The sequence below is a fragment of the Methanobrevibacter sp. genome (assembly GCF_045603845.1).
Taxonomy (GTDB): Archaea; Methanobacteriota; Methanobacteria; order Methanobacteriales; family Methanobacteriaceae; genus Methanocatella.
In genome coordinates, this window is record NZ_JAZUMY010000031.1 from 19,490 (window position 1) to 37,147 (window position 17,658).

Consider the following 17,658-nt stretch of genomic DNA (forward strand, 5'->3'; position numbering starts at 1 on the left):
TTTTTTTAAATATAAATGATCATCATGTTATCCAATTCATCAAATAATATAATCGAAAGAGAGTTTGAAAACTTACGTAAGGAGTTATTAGATTTAACATTAAGAAATCAGTTGCTTAATTTTAAATCCAGAGCTAAAACAGTTTCAATCAATAATCAAACTCCAATAAATGTTTTCCAGACGTTGGTTCTGCAGGGAAATAAAATGTATTTCGTCGCCAATAAGAAGGATAAAAAGGAAGACAAATCATCTGTCTGGGATCATATTCCATTTGATTTTTCAAAGTTCTCAGAAGGAAACAAGAAATTGGCTACGGATCTGACTCCAAATGAACTTCAAAAAAGATTATATTACATCAATAACCAGGCTAAAACGATGCTTCAGGAACAGGGTTACAATATCCTTTATCTTGCTGTCGGATTTCTGGAATGGATAGACAAATCCAAACCAAGGCAAGTAAACCAGGCACCGCTGGTTCTCATTCCTGTTTCAATGGAGAGAAAAAAGGTTGGTGAATCATTTAATTTGGCATGGACTGGAGAAGACATTCAAACCAACATTTCACTTAAGGCAAAACTTCTTGAAGGAGGCATAGAGCTTCCAGATTTTGAATTTAAAAAATATGGTGAAGTCATTGACCATTATATTGCCCAGGTCAAACGTGCTACAAGCAGAATGGAAAACTGGAAAGTCAACACCAATATAGCTTTGGGTTTCTTTAGTTTCACAAAATTCGTAATGTATAATGATTTAAATCCCGACAGTTGGGCGGATAACGTTGATTTAACTAAAAATGAGCTGATACAGGCTATTTTCAATCCTGCTAAAAATGATGTTGAAGCGTTCAATGAGGAAGATGTGGACTCACAGCTTGAGTATCAAACGATGTACCAGGTTTTGGATGCGGATTCATCACAGATTGCGGCAATTCAGGACGTTAAGGCAGGAAGAAACCTTGTTGTGGAAGGACCGCCGGGTACAGGTAAATCCCAAACTATTGTAAATCTTATTGCAGAATTGCTTGCTGAAGGCAAATCAGTTTTATTCGTATCAGAAAAGATGGCGGCATTGGATGTTGTAAAGGACAGGCTGACTGGCGTTGGACTGGGAAAATTTGTTTTAGAATTGCATTCCCATAAAACCAGACGTAAGAAATTCCTGAAGGATCTGCAAAAGGCAACCAATGTTCGTGCTGTTGACACATTAAACATCGATCAGACCATAAGGAAACTTGAAACCTTGAAAAGACAATTGGACGATTATGCAAGTGTCATTCACAGACCTGTCTTTGCAGTTAACCTGTCAGCGTTTCAGCTGTATGGTATGAAAGAGGCCGCCGATGACCACTTTTCACGTAAACATAGCATAATGCCTTTGGTGAGATTCAACAGCCCTGAAACTGTTTCAATGAAAGATCTGGATGATATCATATTGGCATTGGAAAGCGTTGCGGAACTCTATCAGACTATTTCAAAGGAAAATCCCTGGAGCAAATGCGCACCTAAAAGCCTGCTTCCGGCTGATTTAAGGGAAATTGAAATGCTTATCAATGATACATTGACTTCTCTTGATGCGTTTTTAGTTGAAAGAGGCAGAGTCTATGATATTTACGGCATTAAAAAGCCAAATACATTAAATGAATTTAAAAAATCACTTTCAGCATTTGATATTATCAAATCACAAAACTCCGAGTTAATTGATGCTAAAATATTAAAGTCAGGAGCATGGGATAAGAATAATGATGATGCCTATCTGATAATTAGGGAATTGGCCAAGTATCAGAAGGTTGCAGGAATCTTGGATAAATTCAACCAGGGCATTTATCACACAAATATTGATGCACTTATTTATCAGCTAAATGATTTGTCCCATAAAAAATTACGTTTCTTTAAAGGTAAACAGCATGTGGAACTGGTTGAAAGGTATTATAATGTTCCGGTTCCGGATGATATTCCAACCATTATCAATGAATTGAATCAGGCAAAAATTGCAATACAGCTTAAAAAGAATTTGGAAGCTAATGAATCCTTGGCTAAAAGTTACTATGGTGATTACTGGCATTTGAATGCTGATGTCAATGATTTGAAAGCTATTGCCCAATGGATGGGTCAGTTTACAGTGCTTACAAAAGAAGGGATATTTTCACAGAATACCATTGACATATTATCCAAGGACTTATTTGACATAAACCCTGAAAGGGATTTGGTTGACTATATAGATTCCGGAAATGAATTCAGTAATGATTTGGATAAGTTAAAGGCCAAATTAAATCCTAGAAGTAAACTGATATTTAAAAAAGGTGCAAATGATGTTGCATTTGAAGATTGGCAGACACAGCTGTATAATTGGAGAGGACAGCTATCCAGCCTTCATTTATGGTCACAATATCTTAATACTAAAAATTCCCTAAAAGGAACAACCGCCGAGCTGTTTGTAGATTCCATTGAAAAAAGAAATATTAAAAAAGACGATATCAAATCACTGGTTGAAGGGAACTTCGCCGATTCTCTTTTGAATATTTTATTTGTTGAAAACCATGAACTGGCAACATTCATCGGTGAATTGCATGAAAACCGGATAAGGGAATTTAAGGATTTGGACAGGAAAATTTTGGTTCTAAACCGTAAAAGGATTTTCCATAAATTGAATAAAAACATTCCACAAATCTTTGGAGCCACGGAAAACCCTCAGGCTAAGGTATTGGCCGGAGAATTTACAAGAAAAAGCGGACACTTGCCGGTCAGGAAATTGCTGGAAAAGGCCGGAGGAATGATTAAGCAGATTAAACCTTGTTTCATGATGTCTCCTTTATCTGTAGCCCAATATCTTGACCCTACCAATGAAGAGCTGCAGTTTGATGTAGTTATTTTTGACGAAGCAAGTCAGGTCAAGCCTGAAGATGCATTAGGTGCATTCATGAGAGGTAAAACGGCTGTTGTAATGGGAGATACCCAACAGTTACCTCCAACATCATTCTTTGATCAGATGGCGAGCGGAGAAAGTGACGAAGAGGAAGCTACCTCTCTGGACATGGAAAGTATCCTCCATTTGTGTAAACTGTCATTTCCTGTAAAAATGCTGAAATGGCACTACCGAAGCCGTCATGAATCATTAATTAACGTATCCAATAAGGAATTTTACGATAATGAATTGCTCGTATATCCTTCACCTTCACATAACGATTCCGAATTGGGATTGAAATTCCATTATAATCCGGACACTGCATATGACAGGGGATCATCATCCGCAAATCCAAAAGAGGCGGAAGATGTTGTTGAAGCAATATTTGACCATTTTGACAGATATGGTGATACCAAAAGTTTAGGTGTTGGAACATTCTCTGTTGCACAGAAAAATGCTATTCTGGAAAAATTAGAAGAAAAACGTCGTGAAAGACCAGAATTCGAACCGTTATTCTCTGAAAACAAGGATGAAAGATTCTTCGTTAAAAACCTTGAAACTATTCAGGGGGACGAAAGGGACGTCATATTAATCAGTGTTGGATATGGTTTCGATAACGAACGTAAGATGTCACTTAATTTCGGTCCTTTAAATCAGGATGGTGGTGAAAGAAGATTAAACGTATTGATTACACGTGCAAGACAGAAATGTGTTGTATTCTCAAATTTCAAAGCTTCAAGCATGAAATTAACCGCTAATCCGCCACATGGTGTAAGAGCACTAAGGGAATTCCTGGAGTATGCTGAAAACCTAACTATCGGTGCTCATACAGCAGATGAGCATACATCAGCACCATTTGAAGATGCAATTGCAAGCTTTTTGGAGGAAAATGGTTATCAGGTTGATAAACAAATCGGGTGTGCTGGTTTCAGGGTAGATTTAGCTATTGTCGATGAGGAGAATCCCGGAAAATATATTTTAGGAATAACGACCGATGGAAAAATGTACGCCTCAAGTAAGGTTGCACGTGACCGTGATAGGCTCCGTGAACAGGTCTTGGAAGGATTGGGCTGGAAGCTTTATCATTTATGGTCCACGGACTGGTACAGAAACCGTGATTTAGGACGTAAAAAGTTATTGGATTTCATTGAAAAGTCAATCAAGCAAACTCGTAAGGAACAAAAAATAGCTCGTGAAAAAGAGGAAAAACGTAGATTGGAAGCTGAAAAAAGGGCTGAAGAGTTAAGAAAACAACGTGAAAAAGAACTCGAAGAGCAAAGACAAAAAGAGGCTGAAGCTAAAGCAGCCATGCTTGGAGATGATGTTGAAGTAATACCTCCTGATGGAGAGCTGGACTTTGATGATGATATAATTTTTGTAAGCAAAGATGAAATCGATGATTTTGATGATGGTGTGGAATTTACAAAAGAATCTCCAAGTGAATTTGTTCAAGCCAAAGAAGAAACTAAAGAAGTTGTTGCTGATGAATCTCCTAGTGAATTCGTCACTATTAATGAAGAAAAAGAGGATAATAGTGAGGATTTGAGTGATTTCATAAGTGTCAGTGAAGATTCCAGTGCATTTGATGATTTTATATTTAAAGATGATGATGAATTTGAAGTGAATATTGAAGATAATTCTCAAGAAAAAGACAGCATATCAGATGATATTGAAGTTGTAGAGTCATCAGGGTTGGATGATGATTTAAAAGAGGATATTCCTGCTGATTCTGATTTTGAAGAGGATGTCTCCATAGATTCAGATAATGTTGAAGTTGTTGATGAGTCATCTGAGATAAATAATGATTTAAAAGACGATGTTTCTGGTGTTGAAGTTGTTGATGAGTCATCTGAGATTAATGATGATTTGAATGATGATGTTTCTGGTGTTGAAGAAGATACTGATAAGTCAAAGTATTTTGATGATGAAGACACTTCTTTAGATAATGATGATATTTTAGATGTTGATATTAACGAAAATGATTCTGATGAAGTTAATGTAGAGGAGTTTCTTGAAGAATTATCAGATGGGGAAGATGATGATTTAGATAATATTTCCGATAAACATTCAGATGATGGTGAGGAAGATGAAGATACATTTACAAGTGATAAAGACTATAGCGAAGATGTTCAATATAAAGACGAAGAAAGAGAAGAAGAACTCCAAGAAGAAATAGATGATGATTCAGATTCTTCAAAAGTCAACTTCGGTTCTTCCATTTCTAAAGCAAGTGGTGGAGGAATTTTATCTTCAATAAAAAATAAATTTTCATTATTCAATGATGATGAATCCGAAGAAGATGTCACAGATTCCATTAAGGATAAAATAGAAGAAGATGACTTTATTTATGTTGACCATAGCAATGATGAAATCCCTGAAGAGAATATGGGTGATTTTGATAATCAGGTAATTGATGAGTTTGATTCAGGCTCTTTTGAAGAAGATATCGAACCTGAACCTATTGAAGAGGTTAGTGAACCGGAAACCTCAGATATTGATGATTCAGCCGAAAAAGCTAAAGAAAAGCCTAAAGTCAAGTTTTCTTCATCAACTGATAGTATTAATGTAGATGAGCTATATAATGAAGATGATGGAAGTATTGATGAACAGTATGGCGATAATTTTGATGATTCAGATCCAATTCCAGATTCAGGTTCTGATGATGCTATTGAAGTTGAAAATGTTCATTTAAGTGATGATGATATTGATTTAGGTTCTGATGATGCTATTGGAGTTGAAAATGTTGATTTAGGTTCTGATGATGATCATGTCCGTGCTGACAGTAGCAGTAATGAAATCCCTGAAGAGGATATTGATGTTGACTCTTCTAACGGCGATAAGTTCGATTTAGGTTCTGATGATGATTATATCTATGTTGACCATAGCAATGATGAGGAGAGCACTATTGATTATTCTGATGATGAAGAACCTCCTGTTGTCGAGGTCAATCCTTTGAAAAATATTTTCTTCGGTGACAGTAAACCTAAAAACCCTAATGGATTAAGCGAATCCAAGTTTTCTGATGCAATCAGAGGTACTTCGAGACTTAATCTGACTAAAGAGGAAGTTAAAACGGTTCATGGGGAGATTATTGATGAGGATGTCATTGAACACAGGCCTGCGCCTAAGGACGATGATGTCGTTGAGGTTGAAATAATCTCAGGAGATATCAGTAAAGTAAATAATGATGATATTTCTTCTAGAAAAGAAGAATTCAATAATAAAAAAGTAGTGTTTAATAAGAATATTGGTGGTGTGTCTGAGATGGAAAGAAAAAGGAATGTCAAACAGGATGAATTTAGCCATATAATTGATGAAACTTTTGATAATATTCCTGAAGGTACTCTTGGAGATGAAGATATTTCTAATCTGGCTTCTGCACTTGTAAATAAGGCATTTGATGATGTAATTTCTGAAGCATTAAATAATAAAAACGATGAAAATACTCAAAACTATAATGATAACTACCATAATAATGAGGAAGATATTGAATATGATGAAAGTGAAAGAAAAGTCACAGGTGATGTCAAACCTACATCTACACCAGATGGAGTTACTTATTATAAGGGAATTAATGATGTTAACAGTCCATTGAGAAAAAACAACTTATATTATGATGGGGACAAGAACAAGAATAAATCTGTAAAGGATTCAATAAAAAGCGGTATAAGGGATATTAAATATATTCACAAGTCTTTGCATGAAATTGAAAACCCAACACAGGTCGGATATGTTTCCGTTGTGGACAGAACAGAAGAATATGATCCTAATGATTATGTTGAACCGATACAGGATTATGAAGGCGAAGAGTATGTTGCCCAGGATGAAGGATTAACTTTCGCCGAAAAGGAAGAGTTGAGATATGAAAGAGAACTCCAAATGGAAAAACTTAAAAAGGAACTGGCCAGTGATGATGATACTATTGTAACAATTCACGAACAGGAAAGGCGTGAAGACAAAAAAGACCAGGCACTAGAAGATATCATTCAGATTGCTGATGAAGATTATAAGGAAATTGAAAAAGAAAGATTTAAAAGCAATAATACTTTAAAAGCATTCGATGACAATAAGCTTCCTAAAAGAGGAAAAATTGAAGATGAAATTGTTGAATATAAATTCGCAAGTGATTTTGGTCTAAATTCACAGGATGACCTGTTCAGACAGCCTATTGAAAAAGTTTCCGAATCCATTAATCAGATTATTAATGTGGAAGGGCCTATTCATGTTGATGAAGTAATTAAACGGGTTAAGGACAGCTGCCAAATTAAAAGGGCAGGTTCAAAAATGAAAAAGCAAGTTTTAAGAGCAATTAAGGAATCTGAAAACTCAGGAAACATCATTAAAATAGGTAATTTCCTATATGATGCTTCAAGCAATGATGTTGTAATAAGAAAAAGGGTTAAACCTAATATTGATTTGATTTCAGATGAGGAGATAGCTAAAAATATTGAAACCATTCTGTCCCATAAGCAGAATGTAACCACTGCCGCTCTGACAAGAGATGTTTCACGCAATTTCGGTTTCAAATCAACTTCCCGTAAGACTTCCGTCAAAATCAAAAGTGTTCTGGATTCAATGATTGCCGACAGTACTGTTAAATTAACAAATGATATTGTTGAACTTAATTAGGTATGGACATGTCTTCAAAAATTAAATCGCCTGAAAACTTGCCTAAAAAGCCCGGCGTTTATATAATGAGAAACGCTGATGGCGAAATCATTTATATAGGTAAGGCAAAAAACCTTTTGAACAGAGTTCGTTCTTATTTTAGGGAAAAATTGGACAGACCCAAGACTCAGATTCTAATGAGTCATTTTGATAGTCTGGAGTATATTTTAACCAATTCCGAAAAGGAAGCATTAATTTTAGAGGCTAATCTAATTAAAAAGCATCATCCAAGATATAATGTCCAGCTTAAGGATGATAAGAGATATCCATATGTAAAGATTACTGATGAGAAGTTTCCCCGTTTGGTCATTACAAGAAACATTACCAAGAACGGTGTTTATTACGGTCCTTTTACTGATGTGGGTTCTGTTAAAAGAACTGTTAAGTTTTTAAAATCTTTATTTAAGATTAGAACCTGCCGTAATATGAACGGGCCCTGTCTTAATGCTCAGATTGATTTGTGTTATGCACCATGTGACGGAAGGATAACTGAAGAGGAGTATGGAGAGATTATCAATAAAATAGATTTGTTTTTCCAGGGAAAATATTCCGTTATTGTTCAAAATCTCAAAAAGGAAATGGCTGAAGCAGCAGTAAAAGAGGAATATGAAAAGGCTGCGGTTTTAAGAGACCAGATTAATTCTATTGAAGAAATTATGGAAAAACAGTTCGTTGATTTGGTTGATGATGATTTGGATCAGGACGTAATAGCTACTGCACAGGGAAAAAACGATATTGTTGTAATTATAATGCCTGTGAGAAACGGTAAGATAACTGGCCGTGATGACTTTTTAATGAGCGGAAGTGAATATGATTCAACTTCAGAAATATTGTCTGCTTTTATCCAGCAGTATTACGGATATAACAGGCATGTTCCTAAGCAGATCCTTTTGCCTGAAGAGATTGATGATAAGGAACTCCTTGAAGATTGGCTTGCCGATTTGAGGGGAAATAAGGTCTACATTAAAGTACCTCAAAAAGGAGTCAAGCTCAGGCTTGTCAAGATGGCTGAGAAAAATGCTGAAATTATTATCCATCAGAAGAAAAAGCTTGAAAACTCTTTAATAGAGCTTAAAAAATATTTGAAGCTTGAAAAAATACCTCATGTAATTGAAGGTTATGATATAAGTAACATTTCCGGAAAGTTTGCTGTGGGCTCAAAGGTATCATTTAAGGATGCCAAACCAAACAAGAAAATGTATAAGCAATTTAAAATGGAAACTCCAGGACCTAATGATTTTGCCATGATGAAGGAATTGCTGACTCGTCGTTTAAAGTTAATTGAAACAGACCCTGAACCTGACCTGATTGTTATTGATGGTGGTAAGGGCCAGCTGGGCATGGCATGTGACGTATTGGAGGAGCTGAATTTAACCCATATTCCGATAATAGGTCTTGCAAAGGAGTTTGAGGAAATCTATCTTCCGAATTCATCAAGGCCGATAATAATTCCAAAGAATAATCGTGCTCTTCATCTGCTTCAGCAGGTCCGTGATGAATCTCACCGTTTTGCCATTACGTATCACAGAAAGCTTAGAAGTAAAAACATAAGCCAATCAAGTCTTGATGATATAAAAGGAATTGGTAAAAAACGTAAAATTAACCTATTAAAAGCATTTGGTACGATTGACAACATTAAAAATGCGAGTGTCGAAGAGTTGGCAAATGTTGATGGAATGAGCAGAAATTCTGCCCAAAATGTATTTGATTATTATCATTAATTTAGAAAAATTAAGGCTTATTTACAATTAAATTTAAATATAAGTAATTTTAATAATATTTTTTATAGAATTGTTAATAGGTTTAAATTATGGTAAAATGTCCAAGATGTGGATATGATAATCTCTCATCATCCACATATTGTGTGAACTGTTCCTATACTTTATCCGGTTCACCTACCGCTCAGAAAAAAGGCGGGTGGAAAATGGGAACAGCAAGAAAAATACTTCTCATTGTTGGGATAATCGTTGTTGCGCTTTTATTATTTTCATTTATTTATAATGCTTCTCAACCGACTAATGAAGAATCATTGAATGTTGTTGTGGCAGACGGTAATGTTCAAGAAGGTTCTACTCATCCTTATTCTGTAAAAGTTAACTATGTTGGCAGTTGGTATTCCAAATCTGGAGATTCCAACTATCCTGTTGAAAAATCCGGTTATGGCCCTATGAGCTTTTCACTTGACAGTGCTTCATGGGATCAGGTTTCTGTATATGTCGAAAAGACAGACGGATCATCAGAGCCATTGACAGTTCAGCTTTTAAGAAATGGTGATGTTGTAGGTGAAAATTCAACAAGTGACTCTACAAATCAGGTCACAATTTCATATAGAAGTTAATTTTCAACTTCGTTTGCTTTCTGATTCAACAGTTCAACAAGCTCATCAGTCTTATACAGTCTGATTTCTTCAGTTTCAGGTTTGAATATTTTCATAAATGTAATTAAATCGTTGCATAATTGATCATATTGGATATTTAGTGTGTTAAAGTTAGACAGTAGTCCGATTAACTGATCTCTTTCTAATTTTTTGTTTTCCCTAGTTATCTTTTCCATATTTGCAAAATGTGTTTCAATCAGTAATTTGTCATTTTCCAAACTGTTGATATATTCTTTGATTTTATTTTCACAACTCATTTAAATCACTGATAAATATTTTTAAATACTTTCATTAATATAAATTTGTATAATATAATGGGGCATAACTATGATTAAAGTAGAAAACGTAAGCAAATCATATGAATTAGACGATGGAAACTCTGTAGTCGGTCTTAAAAATGTTAGTTTTGAAGTTAAGGAAGGAGAAATTCTTGGAATCATGGGTAAAAGTGGTTCCGGTAAAACAACACTTTTAAGGGCATTAAGGGGAGTTGAACACATTGATGAGGGAAGCATAACTGTTGATGATGTAAGCATAGATGAAAATTCCTCACAATTTTATTACAATGAGCTTAAAAAAGTAACAGCAATTCACCTTCAGAGATCTTTCGGTTTATGGCCCGAAACAGTTCGTCAGAATGTTTTAAGAAAATTATATGCGCGCAGATATTTTGATGAGGGAAGCACAGACTTTGGTGTTGCAGAAAGTGAATTCGGTGAAGAAGCGGATAAAATCCTGGAGTTAGTTTCATTAACACATAAAAAAGACCATTATGCTGCCGTGTTAAGTGGTGGTGAAAAACAAAGATTAATCATAGCTCGTCAGCTTGCAAAACAGCCTAAGGCCTTACTTTTGGATGAACCTGCAACCATGGCATGCCCTAAAACCAAACAGGAAATTCTTGACGCAGTTAAAAATATCAATAAGGAACTGAATATTACTGTAGTTCTGGTTTCCCATTTGCCGGAAGTCCAGAAATATTTGGCCGATAGAGTAATACTGATGGAGGACGGTGAAATCGTAAAAGAAGGAACTCCTGATGAGATTACTGAAGAATTCATGAGTGGTATGGCTCCAATTGTTGACATTGAAAATATTTCCACTGATGAGGATGTTGTTGACGTTAAGGACATCTACAAAAGATTCTATCTGTTGAGTGGTGGAGAGGTACTTCAGATTGAAGATATTAATTTCAAGGTTCAAAAGGAAAATATCTTAAGTTTGATTGGTCCTAGTGGTGCCGGTAAAACAGTTTTACTGCGTATGCTGGCCGGACTTGACGATTCCGATGAGGGTGAGGTTTTATACAAGGCCGATAATGAATGGCATGATATAGCTATTGCAGGAATCGGACGTATGAAAATCCGTTCAAAATTAGGATTTATGCACCAGGAATTTGCTTTATCCCATTATGCTACAGTAATTGACCAATTGGCAACCCGTTTGGGATATAAAAATCAAAATATTGTTGATGAAGCCCGTCAAAGGGCAGAAAGATTAGGCCTTGGTGATGAACTGTTGGATTCACTTTATCTGTTGACTGATTTGCAGGAAAGTGAAGCCAGAGCACGTCTGGAGCAGGTTGGTCTTGAACCGGATATTTTAGCGGATTTATTCCCAAGATTTCCTGAAACCGCTACCCGTGAAGCAGTGGCTGATATTTTTGAAAGCCTTGATTTGGATTTGGATATATTGCAGAGGAAATCTTATGAATTGTCCGGTGGTCAAAAGGTACGTGTAATGCTTGCTTTAATATTGGTGTCAAAACCGGAATTCCTGCTATTGGATGAACCTTTCGGTGATTTGGACCCGGTTACTCTTAGAACAGTAACCAACTCTCTTAAAAAGATATCCAAGAAATATAAGATTACCATTATAATGATTTCACATAACACTGATTTCATTAAGGAACTCTCAAACAGAGCATTATTCATGGATGACGGTAAAATAATCGATGACAGCGAAGATATGGATGAGATTGTTAATAATTTCATTGATTTCTGTCATGCAAGCTATTTGAAGGAGAATGAATAGATGTTTGATGTTATCTGTGTGCCTGTTGACGGATCTGAATACGGTTATAAGGCAGCTGATGTGGCCATTGAAATAGCCGAAAAATTCTCATCAAAGATAGCTGCAGTCCATGTTTTGGAGGAATTCTCATTCAGCAGCTATGATTCAGAGGAAGACAGTGGGGATGCAATTCTGGCCAAAATTACCGGAAAAGCCGGCGAACATGGTGTTGAGGTTGTTGAGCATTTGTTAACTGCCGATGCATTAAGGGATATGAAATTTATTATTAATCAAACTGGAGCCGATTTGGTTGTTATTCATAGATTTGGCTCTGATAATGAAAGATTTGTATCTTTTGAAGAAGATAGTGTCAGCGATCATCAGATAGGTTCTGTAACTGAAAGGCTTTTAAGAAATTCCGATGTTCCAGTTTTACTAATCAATTAATTATTTATTTTTTCTTTTTTTTTCTTTTATTTACATTATACTAGTTTTTAACATATATTTAAATATTATAAAAACATTATTATTAATAACTAAACTTTTTAGTTTGTTTTTTAAAAAGGAGATATTATGATAGTTAAAGAATGGTGTTCATTCTGCGGAGAATGCGCAGGTGTTTGCCCAAGAAATTTAATTCAAGTAAGAGAGTATGCTTTAGTGTTTGACGAAGGTGACTGCAAAGATTGTGACACATGCATCAAAGCCTGTCCAATAAACGCATTAGAAAAAGAGGAATGATTTTATGATTGAAACAGATGTTATAGTAGTAGGTTCCGGACCTGCAGGTTCATCAGCAGCAAAACATGCTGCATTAGGTGGAGCAAAAGTTATTTTAATGGATAAGAAATCTGAAATTGGATCACCAAAAAGATGTGCTGAAGGTGTTTCAATTCAGGGACTTGAAAAATTAGGTATCAAACCTTCCCCACGTTGGATTACTCAGAAAATCGAAGGTGTAAGGATACAAACTCCTGACGGAACAGATATCTGGCTGACCGAAGACCAGGTAAAATTGCCTGAAGCAGGTTACATCCTGGAAAGAAAAGTCTTTGATAAACATATGGCAATGGATGCTGCAAGAGCAGGTGCCGAAATAAAAATCAAGACTTTAGTTACAGGTGTTGAAAAAATTGATAACGGATACATTGTTGAAACAGAATCCATGGGTAAAAAAATAGATTATAAATGTAAAATTTTAATCGCTGCTGACGGTCCTGAAGGACACGTTGCAAGATGGGCAGGATTAAAACCAGCCGCAAAGGCAAAAGAAATGGAATCTGGTGTACAGTACGAAATGTGTAACGTTGAATTTGAAAAACCTGGCGTAATTGAGTTTTACTTAGGTTCATGCGCTCCTGGAGGATATGTATGGATTTTCCCTAAAGGGGATGACATTGCAAATGTAGGATTGGCAGTATTGCCTCACATGGCTGAAAAAACTGCACTTGAATATCTGGATGACTTTGTAGCTAAATGTCCATACCTTAAAAACGCTCAGGCCGTTGAATTAAATGTAGGTGGAGATCCAGTTGGCGGAATGACCAAAAAACTTTATGATGATAACATTTTAGTCTGCGGAGATGCAGCAGGCCAAGTTAATCCATTAACCGGTGGAGGAATTATCAGCGGTATGACCGGTGGAATGTGTGCAGGTAAAGTGGCTGCACAGGCCATTAAAGAGGATTGCTCCAAAAAATACTTAAAATTATATGATGAAATGGCACATGAAGAGCTTGACCACGAGATTAAAAGATATAAAAAGGTTCAAGAATACTTGCTCACCTTATCCGATGAAAAACTTGACGCACTTGGTCACGCATTTGAAGGCGAAAGCTTTGATAAGATTTCAACCACAGAAATTGTTAAGAAGTTAATAAAAGTAGATAAAACAGCATTCCTTAAATTAGGTAAATTTATCTAGGTGTTTTCAGTGATATTAGTTACGGGCGGTGCCGGATATATTGGATCACATACCAATAAGGCATTAAATCAGGCAGGATATGAAACTGTTGTCGTTGATAACTTATGTAAGGGTTATGAAACTTTCGTAAAATGGGGAAACTTCGAAGACTGCGATTTTGGAAGCAGTGATTTGCGTGAAGTTTTTGAAAAGTATGACATTGATGGAGTAATACATTTCGCAGCATTTTCCTCTGTTGCCGAATCTGTTGAACTTCCTCAGAAATATTTTAAGAACAATTACAAAAACACTTTAAACCTTTTAAAGATAATGAGGGAATTTGGTGTTGACAAGTTCATATTGTCATCCACTGCAGCGGTTTATGGTAATCCCGAAAAGATTCCAATCACTGAAGACTTGGAACTGAAACCAATCAATCCTTATGGTCATTCAAAGTGGATTACTGAGAAAGCTTTGGAACGTGAAGCTCAAAAAGGTGACTTTAATTACGTTTCATTAAGGTATTTTAATGCAGCAGGATGTGATTTTGATTGTGAAGTTGGTGAACTCCATGATCCTGAAACGCATCTGATTCCATTGGTTCTGGATGCTGCTATTGGAAAAAGGGACAGCATCTCTATTTTCGGAACTGATTATAATACTCCTGACGGCACATGTATCCGTGATTATATTCATGTAAATGACCTGGCCAGCGCTCACATTGCGGCATATGAATATTTATGTGATAAAAACGAGTCCAACATTTTCAATTTGGGAAACGGCCAGGGATATTCCGTACGTGAAATCATTGACATGTGTAAAAAGGTCACTGGTCGTGATTTTAAAGTGGAAATAGCTGACCGTCGTGAAGGCGATCCCGATATTTTGATAGCTGATGCTTCTAAAATTAAAAATGAACTGGGATGGCAGCCGAAATATGACCTGGAATGCATAGTTTCATCAGCATGGAAATGGCATCAAAAAGTCAATAATTACTAAAAAGGGTAGTGCTTATGGAAAATAACAGTTATAACTCTAAAATCGACGTTCGAATAATTGTATCAAATCTTGATATTGCGGGTTTGGTTTCAAAGGCAGTCGACAGCATTCAGCTTGAAAAAGATTATAATATTGTTGTTTCATCCATAATTCCGACTACTGATTTTGAAATTGCCAAAAAGGTAGCTGACGGTGCCGACATTATTCTTATCGGTGGCTATGGTCAGGATGATAACTATAATATGCTGTTCAATGACCTGAAAACTGATTTTAATCACATAGGACTGTTTGATTACAATAATGTTTTATTTGAAAGTGAAAATGTCAATGCGGAACTTGCCCAAAAGGAAATTCTAAATTCAATAATCAAAGCGACTCTCTCATATTCCTTAAACTTAATTAATATTCATACTCTTGAAAACAAACTATTGAAAGTAACTCATAACTATAACAATCTGCTTGATGATTATAACAAGCTAATTAAGGAAAATGAAGTTTTATCAATGGAAAACAATGATTTGCGTGAAGATATCAATAACCTGAAGACAGACTTTTCTAATTTTAAAAACAGATTTGAAGATATCCACACTAAGGATTTCCTTGAAATATATAAATTGGATGAGCTTTGGGCTGAAGTTTTCAGACAGGATTTGCTCGATGAAAAAAAGATTATCATTGCTACAAATAAGTTCAAACCCGATAATATTCTTGTTGGACAGGGTTTTATTGCTGCACAATCTAAAAATCAGGCTATTGACTGGTTAAAAATTATTAAAACTGCTTTGATTTTTTTAGAGGATAATGAAGAAGAATTAAAGGAAGAGCTGTCTTTAAATAATCAAAAAAAGACTCCTGAATCTAGGGAGGATTACGATTTGCCTAACACATTTGAGAACTTTTGGGACTAAAACATTATTATTTTTATACTAGATTGAAGAAAAATTATATTATAACTATATGGTGTTTATGCATGCAAGGTGAGATTGAAGATAAGTGTGGTATTGTAGGAATACATTCTGAAGATACTTCTAAGAATGTTTCTTCTTTTGTTTATTACTGTTTATATGCTTTACAGCATAGGGGACAAGAATCTGCTGGAATAGCAACTTATGTTGAGGACAAGGGGTTAAGTTATTATTGCGGTATGGGTTTAATCACAGATGTTTTCAAAGATTATGAAATACAAAATCTTTCAGGACATATGGGCATTGGACATGTCAGATATTCCACGACCGGACAATCCAAACTTGAGAATTCACAGCCTTTTGTAACTGATTTCGCTGATGGATTCATAGCTATGGCCCATAATGGGGATATTGTAAATTCCGGTGAATTGAGGGAAGAATTAATTAATGAAGGTTATGAATTCAAATCCGATTCCGATTCTGAAGTAATCTGTTACATGCTTAAAAATGAATATTATGACAACAACAAAAGCATAATAGATTCCATAGAGGCGGTTTCCCGCAAGCTTGTCGGATCTTATGCATTAGTGATTCTTGTAAACGGCGATTTGTATGCTGTTCGTGACCCTATGGGAATCAAGCCTTTGGCAATTGCAAAAAGAGGCGAAGACTATATCTTAGCTTCCGAAACCGTTGCTTTTGATGTTATAAATGCCAAATACATTAGGGATATAGTTCCCGGAGAAATCGTTTATTTTGAAAATAATGAAATTCAAAGCCATATGTTGGAAATTGCTGCCGAATCATCATTATCTCACTGTATGTTTGAATATGTATACTTTGCAAGGCCTGACAGTACTATAGATGGCATTAATGTTTACCAGACCAGATTGAATATCGGTGAACAGTTGCATAAATTATATCCTATTGATGCTGATGTTGTAATTCCTGTTCCAGATTCATCAATTCCTGCGGCTATAGGATACTCAAGAGCTTCTGGAATACCTTACGGTGAAGGATTAATCAAGAATAGGTATGTCGGAAGGACTTTCATCATGCCGACTCAGGAAGAGCGTGAACTGGCTGTCAGACTTAAGTTGAATCCTATTAAGGAAGCCATTAAAGGCAAAAAGATTATTCTAATTGATGACAGTATCGTGAGAGGAACCACTTCCAAACAATTGCTAGATTTGGTAAAAGAGGCAGAACCTGCTGAAATTCACTTTTTGGTCGGATGTCCGCCTGTAGTTGCTCCATGTTTCTATGGTGTGGCAATGGCTACTAAAAAAGAGTTAATTGCAGCTAATTATTCCATCGAAGAGATTCAAAAACAGCTTGATATTGATACTTTAGGTTATATCACTCTGGACTCACTCATTGAAGCTATTGGAATGCCTGGAGAGAACTTATGTCTGGGATGCTTGAATGAATGTTATCCGACTGAACTTCCGGATGATATTGAAGCTGAAACTTACTATAAACCTTAAGATAATATGGTTGAACTGTTAGCTCCTGCCGGAAACTTCATATCTCTTAGTGCCGTTTTAAAAAACGGTGCAGATGCTGTTTACTTTGGCCTTGATGACTATAACATGAGAGCCAATGCAAAAAACTTTTCTGTTGATGACTTGCCTGAAGTTTCCAGAATAGCTTCTGAATATGGAGCCAAAACCTATTTATGTACAAACGTTATTTTGGATGAGAAGAGAGCTGTTGATTTGGACAATAAACTGGAAGAGATTTCATCATCTGAAATTGACGGACTTATTTTATCAGATATTGGTTTGATTGAAAATACTGTTTCACATGGCCTTGAAGCTCACATAAGCGTTCAGGAAAATGTCTCAAACTCATATACACTTAAGACACTAAAGAAATTAGGTGCCAAAAGA

The 17,658-nt window shown here is 35.8% G+C and carries 12 protein-coding genes; 11 read left to right on the forward strand and 1 reads right to left on the reverse strand.

Going from position 1 to position 17,658, the window contains the following annotated elements; translation table 11 throughout:
- Positions 1–24 precede the first annotated feature (24 nt).
- From ACKI2W_RS03100 to ACKI2W_RS03110, 3 genes are all read left to right on the forward strand, one after another.
- Positions 25–7,530: a DUF3320 domain-containing protein gene (locus ACKI2W_RS03100; protein WP_407379124.1), complete on the forward strand. Its 7,506-nt coding sequence runs from the start codon at positions 25–27 to the stop codon at positions 7,528–7,530.
- A gap of 8 nt (positions 7,531–7,538) precedes the next feature.
- Positions 7,539–9,290 carry an excinuclease ABC subunit UvrC gene (uvrC, locus tag ACKI2W_RS03105; protein WP_407379126.1) on the forward strand — a complete coding sequence of 584 codons (1,752 nt, stop codon included), beginning with the start codon at positions 7,539–7,541 and terminating at the stop codon, positions 9,288–9,290.
- An 89-nt stretch (positions 9,291–9,379) separates the two neighbouring features.
- Entirely contained in the window at positions 9,380–9,907 is a 528-nt protein-coding gene (locus tag ACKI2W_RS03110; protein ID WP_407379128.1) for a zinc ribbon domain-containing protein, read from the forward strand.
- Here the strand turns inward: ACKI2W_RS03110 and ACKI2W_RS03115 are convergent.
- Positions 9,904–10,203 (reverse strand): hypothetical protein, encoded by a 300-nt coding sequence (locus ACKI2W_RS03115; protein ID WP_407379130.1) that lies wholly within the window; start codon positions 10,201–10,203, stop codon positions 9,904–9,906. The genes ACKI2W_RS03110 and ACKI2W_RS03115 overlap by 4 nt on opposite strands.
- A 70-nt stretch (positions 10,204–10,273) precedes the next feature.
- Between ACKI2W_RS03115 and ACKI2W_RS03120 the strand changes: the two genes are divergently transcribed.
- The 8 genes from ACKI2W_RS03120 to ACKI2W_RS03155 form a co-directional block, all read left to right on the forward strand.
- Positions 10,274–11,980 carry an ATP-binding cassette domain-containing protein gene (locus tag ACKI2W_RS03120; protein ID WP_407379132.1) on the forward strand — a complete coding sequence of 569 codons (1,707 nt, stop codon included), beginning with the start codon at positions 10,274–10,276 and terminating at the stop codon, positions 11,978–11,980.
- Complete coding sequence (locus tag ACKI2W_RS03125; protein ID WP_407379134.1) at positions 11,981–12,406, forward strand: universal stress protein; 426 nt, start codon at positions 11,981–11,983, stop codon at positions 12,404–12,406.
- Between the two features lie 126 nt (positions 12,407–12,532).
- On the forward strand, positions 12,533–12,700 hold the full coding sequence (locus tag ACKI2W_RS03130) for a 4Fe-4S binding protein (RefSeq protein ID WP_292795688.1): 168 nt from the start codon (positions 12,533–12,535) through the stop codon (positions 12,698–12,700).
- A gap of 4 nt (positions 12,701–12,704) precedes the next feature.
- Positions 12,705–13,883, forward strand: a complete 1,179-nt coding sequence (locus tag ACKI2W_RS03135; RefSeq protein WP_407379136.1) for an NAD(P)/FAD-dependent oxidoreductase — start codon at positions 12,705–12,707, stop codon at positions 13,881–13,883.
- 9 nt (positions 13,884–13,892) lie between these two features.
- Positions 13,893–14,861: a UDP-glucose 4-epimerase GalE gene (gene galE / locus ACKI2W_RS03140; RefSeq protein WP_407379138.1), complete on the forward strand. Its 969-nt coding sequence runs from the start codon at positions 13,893–13,895 to the stop codon at positions 14,859–14,861.
- A gap of 14 nt (positions 14,862–14,875) precedes the next feature.
- A complete protein-coding gene (locus ACKI2W_RS03145) occupies positions 14,876–15,769 on the forward strand; it encodes a hypothetical protein (protein ID WP_407379140.1) in 894 nt (297 codons plus the stop codon).
- 62 nt (positions 15,770–15,831) lie between these two features.
- Positions 15,832–17,253, forward strand: a complete 1,422-nt coding sequence (purF, locus tag ACKI2W_RS03150) for an amidophosphoribosyltransferase (protein WP_407379142.1) — start codon at positions 15,832–15,834, stop codon at positions 17,251–17,253.
- 6 nt (positions 17,254–17,259) lie between these two features.
- A partial coding sequence (locus ACKI2W_RS03155) for a peptidase U32 family protein (protein WP_407379144.1) occupies positions 17,260–17,658 on the forward strand: 399 nt, incomplete at its 3' end.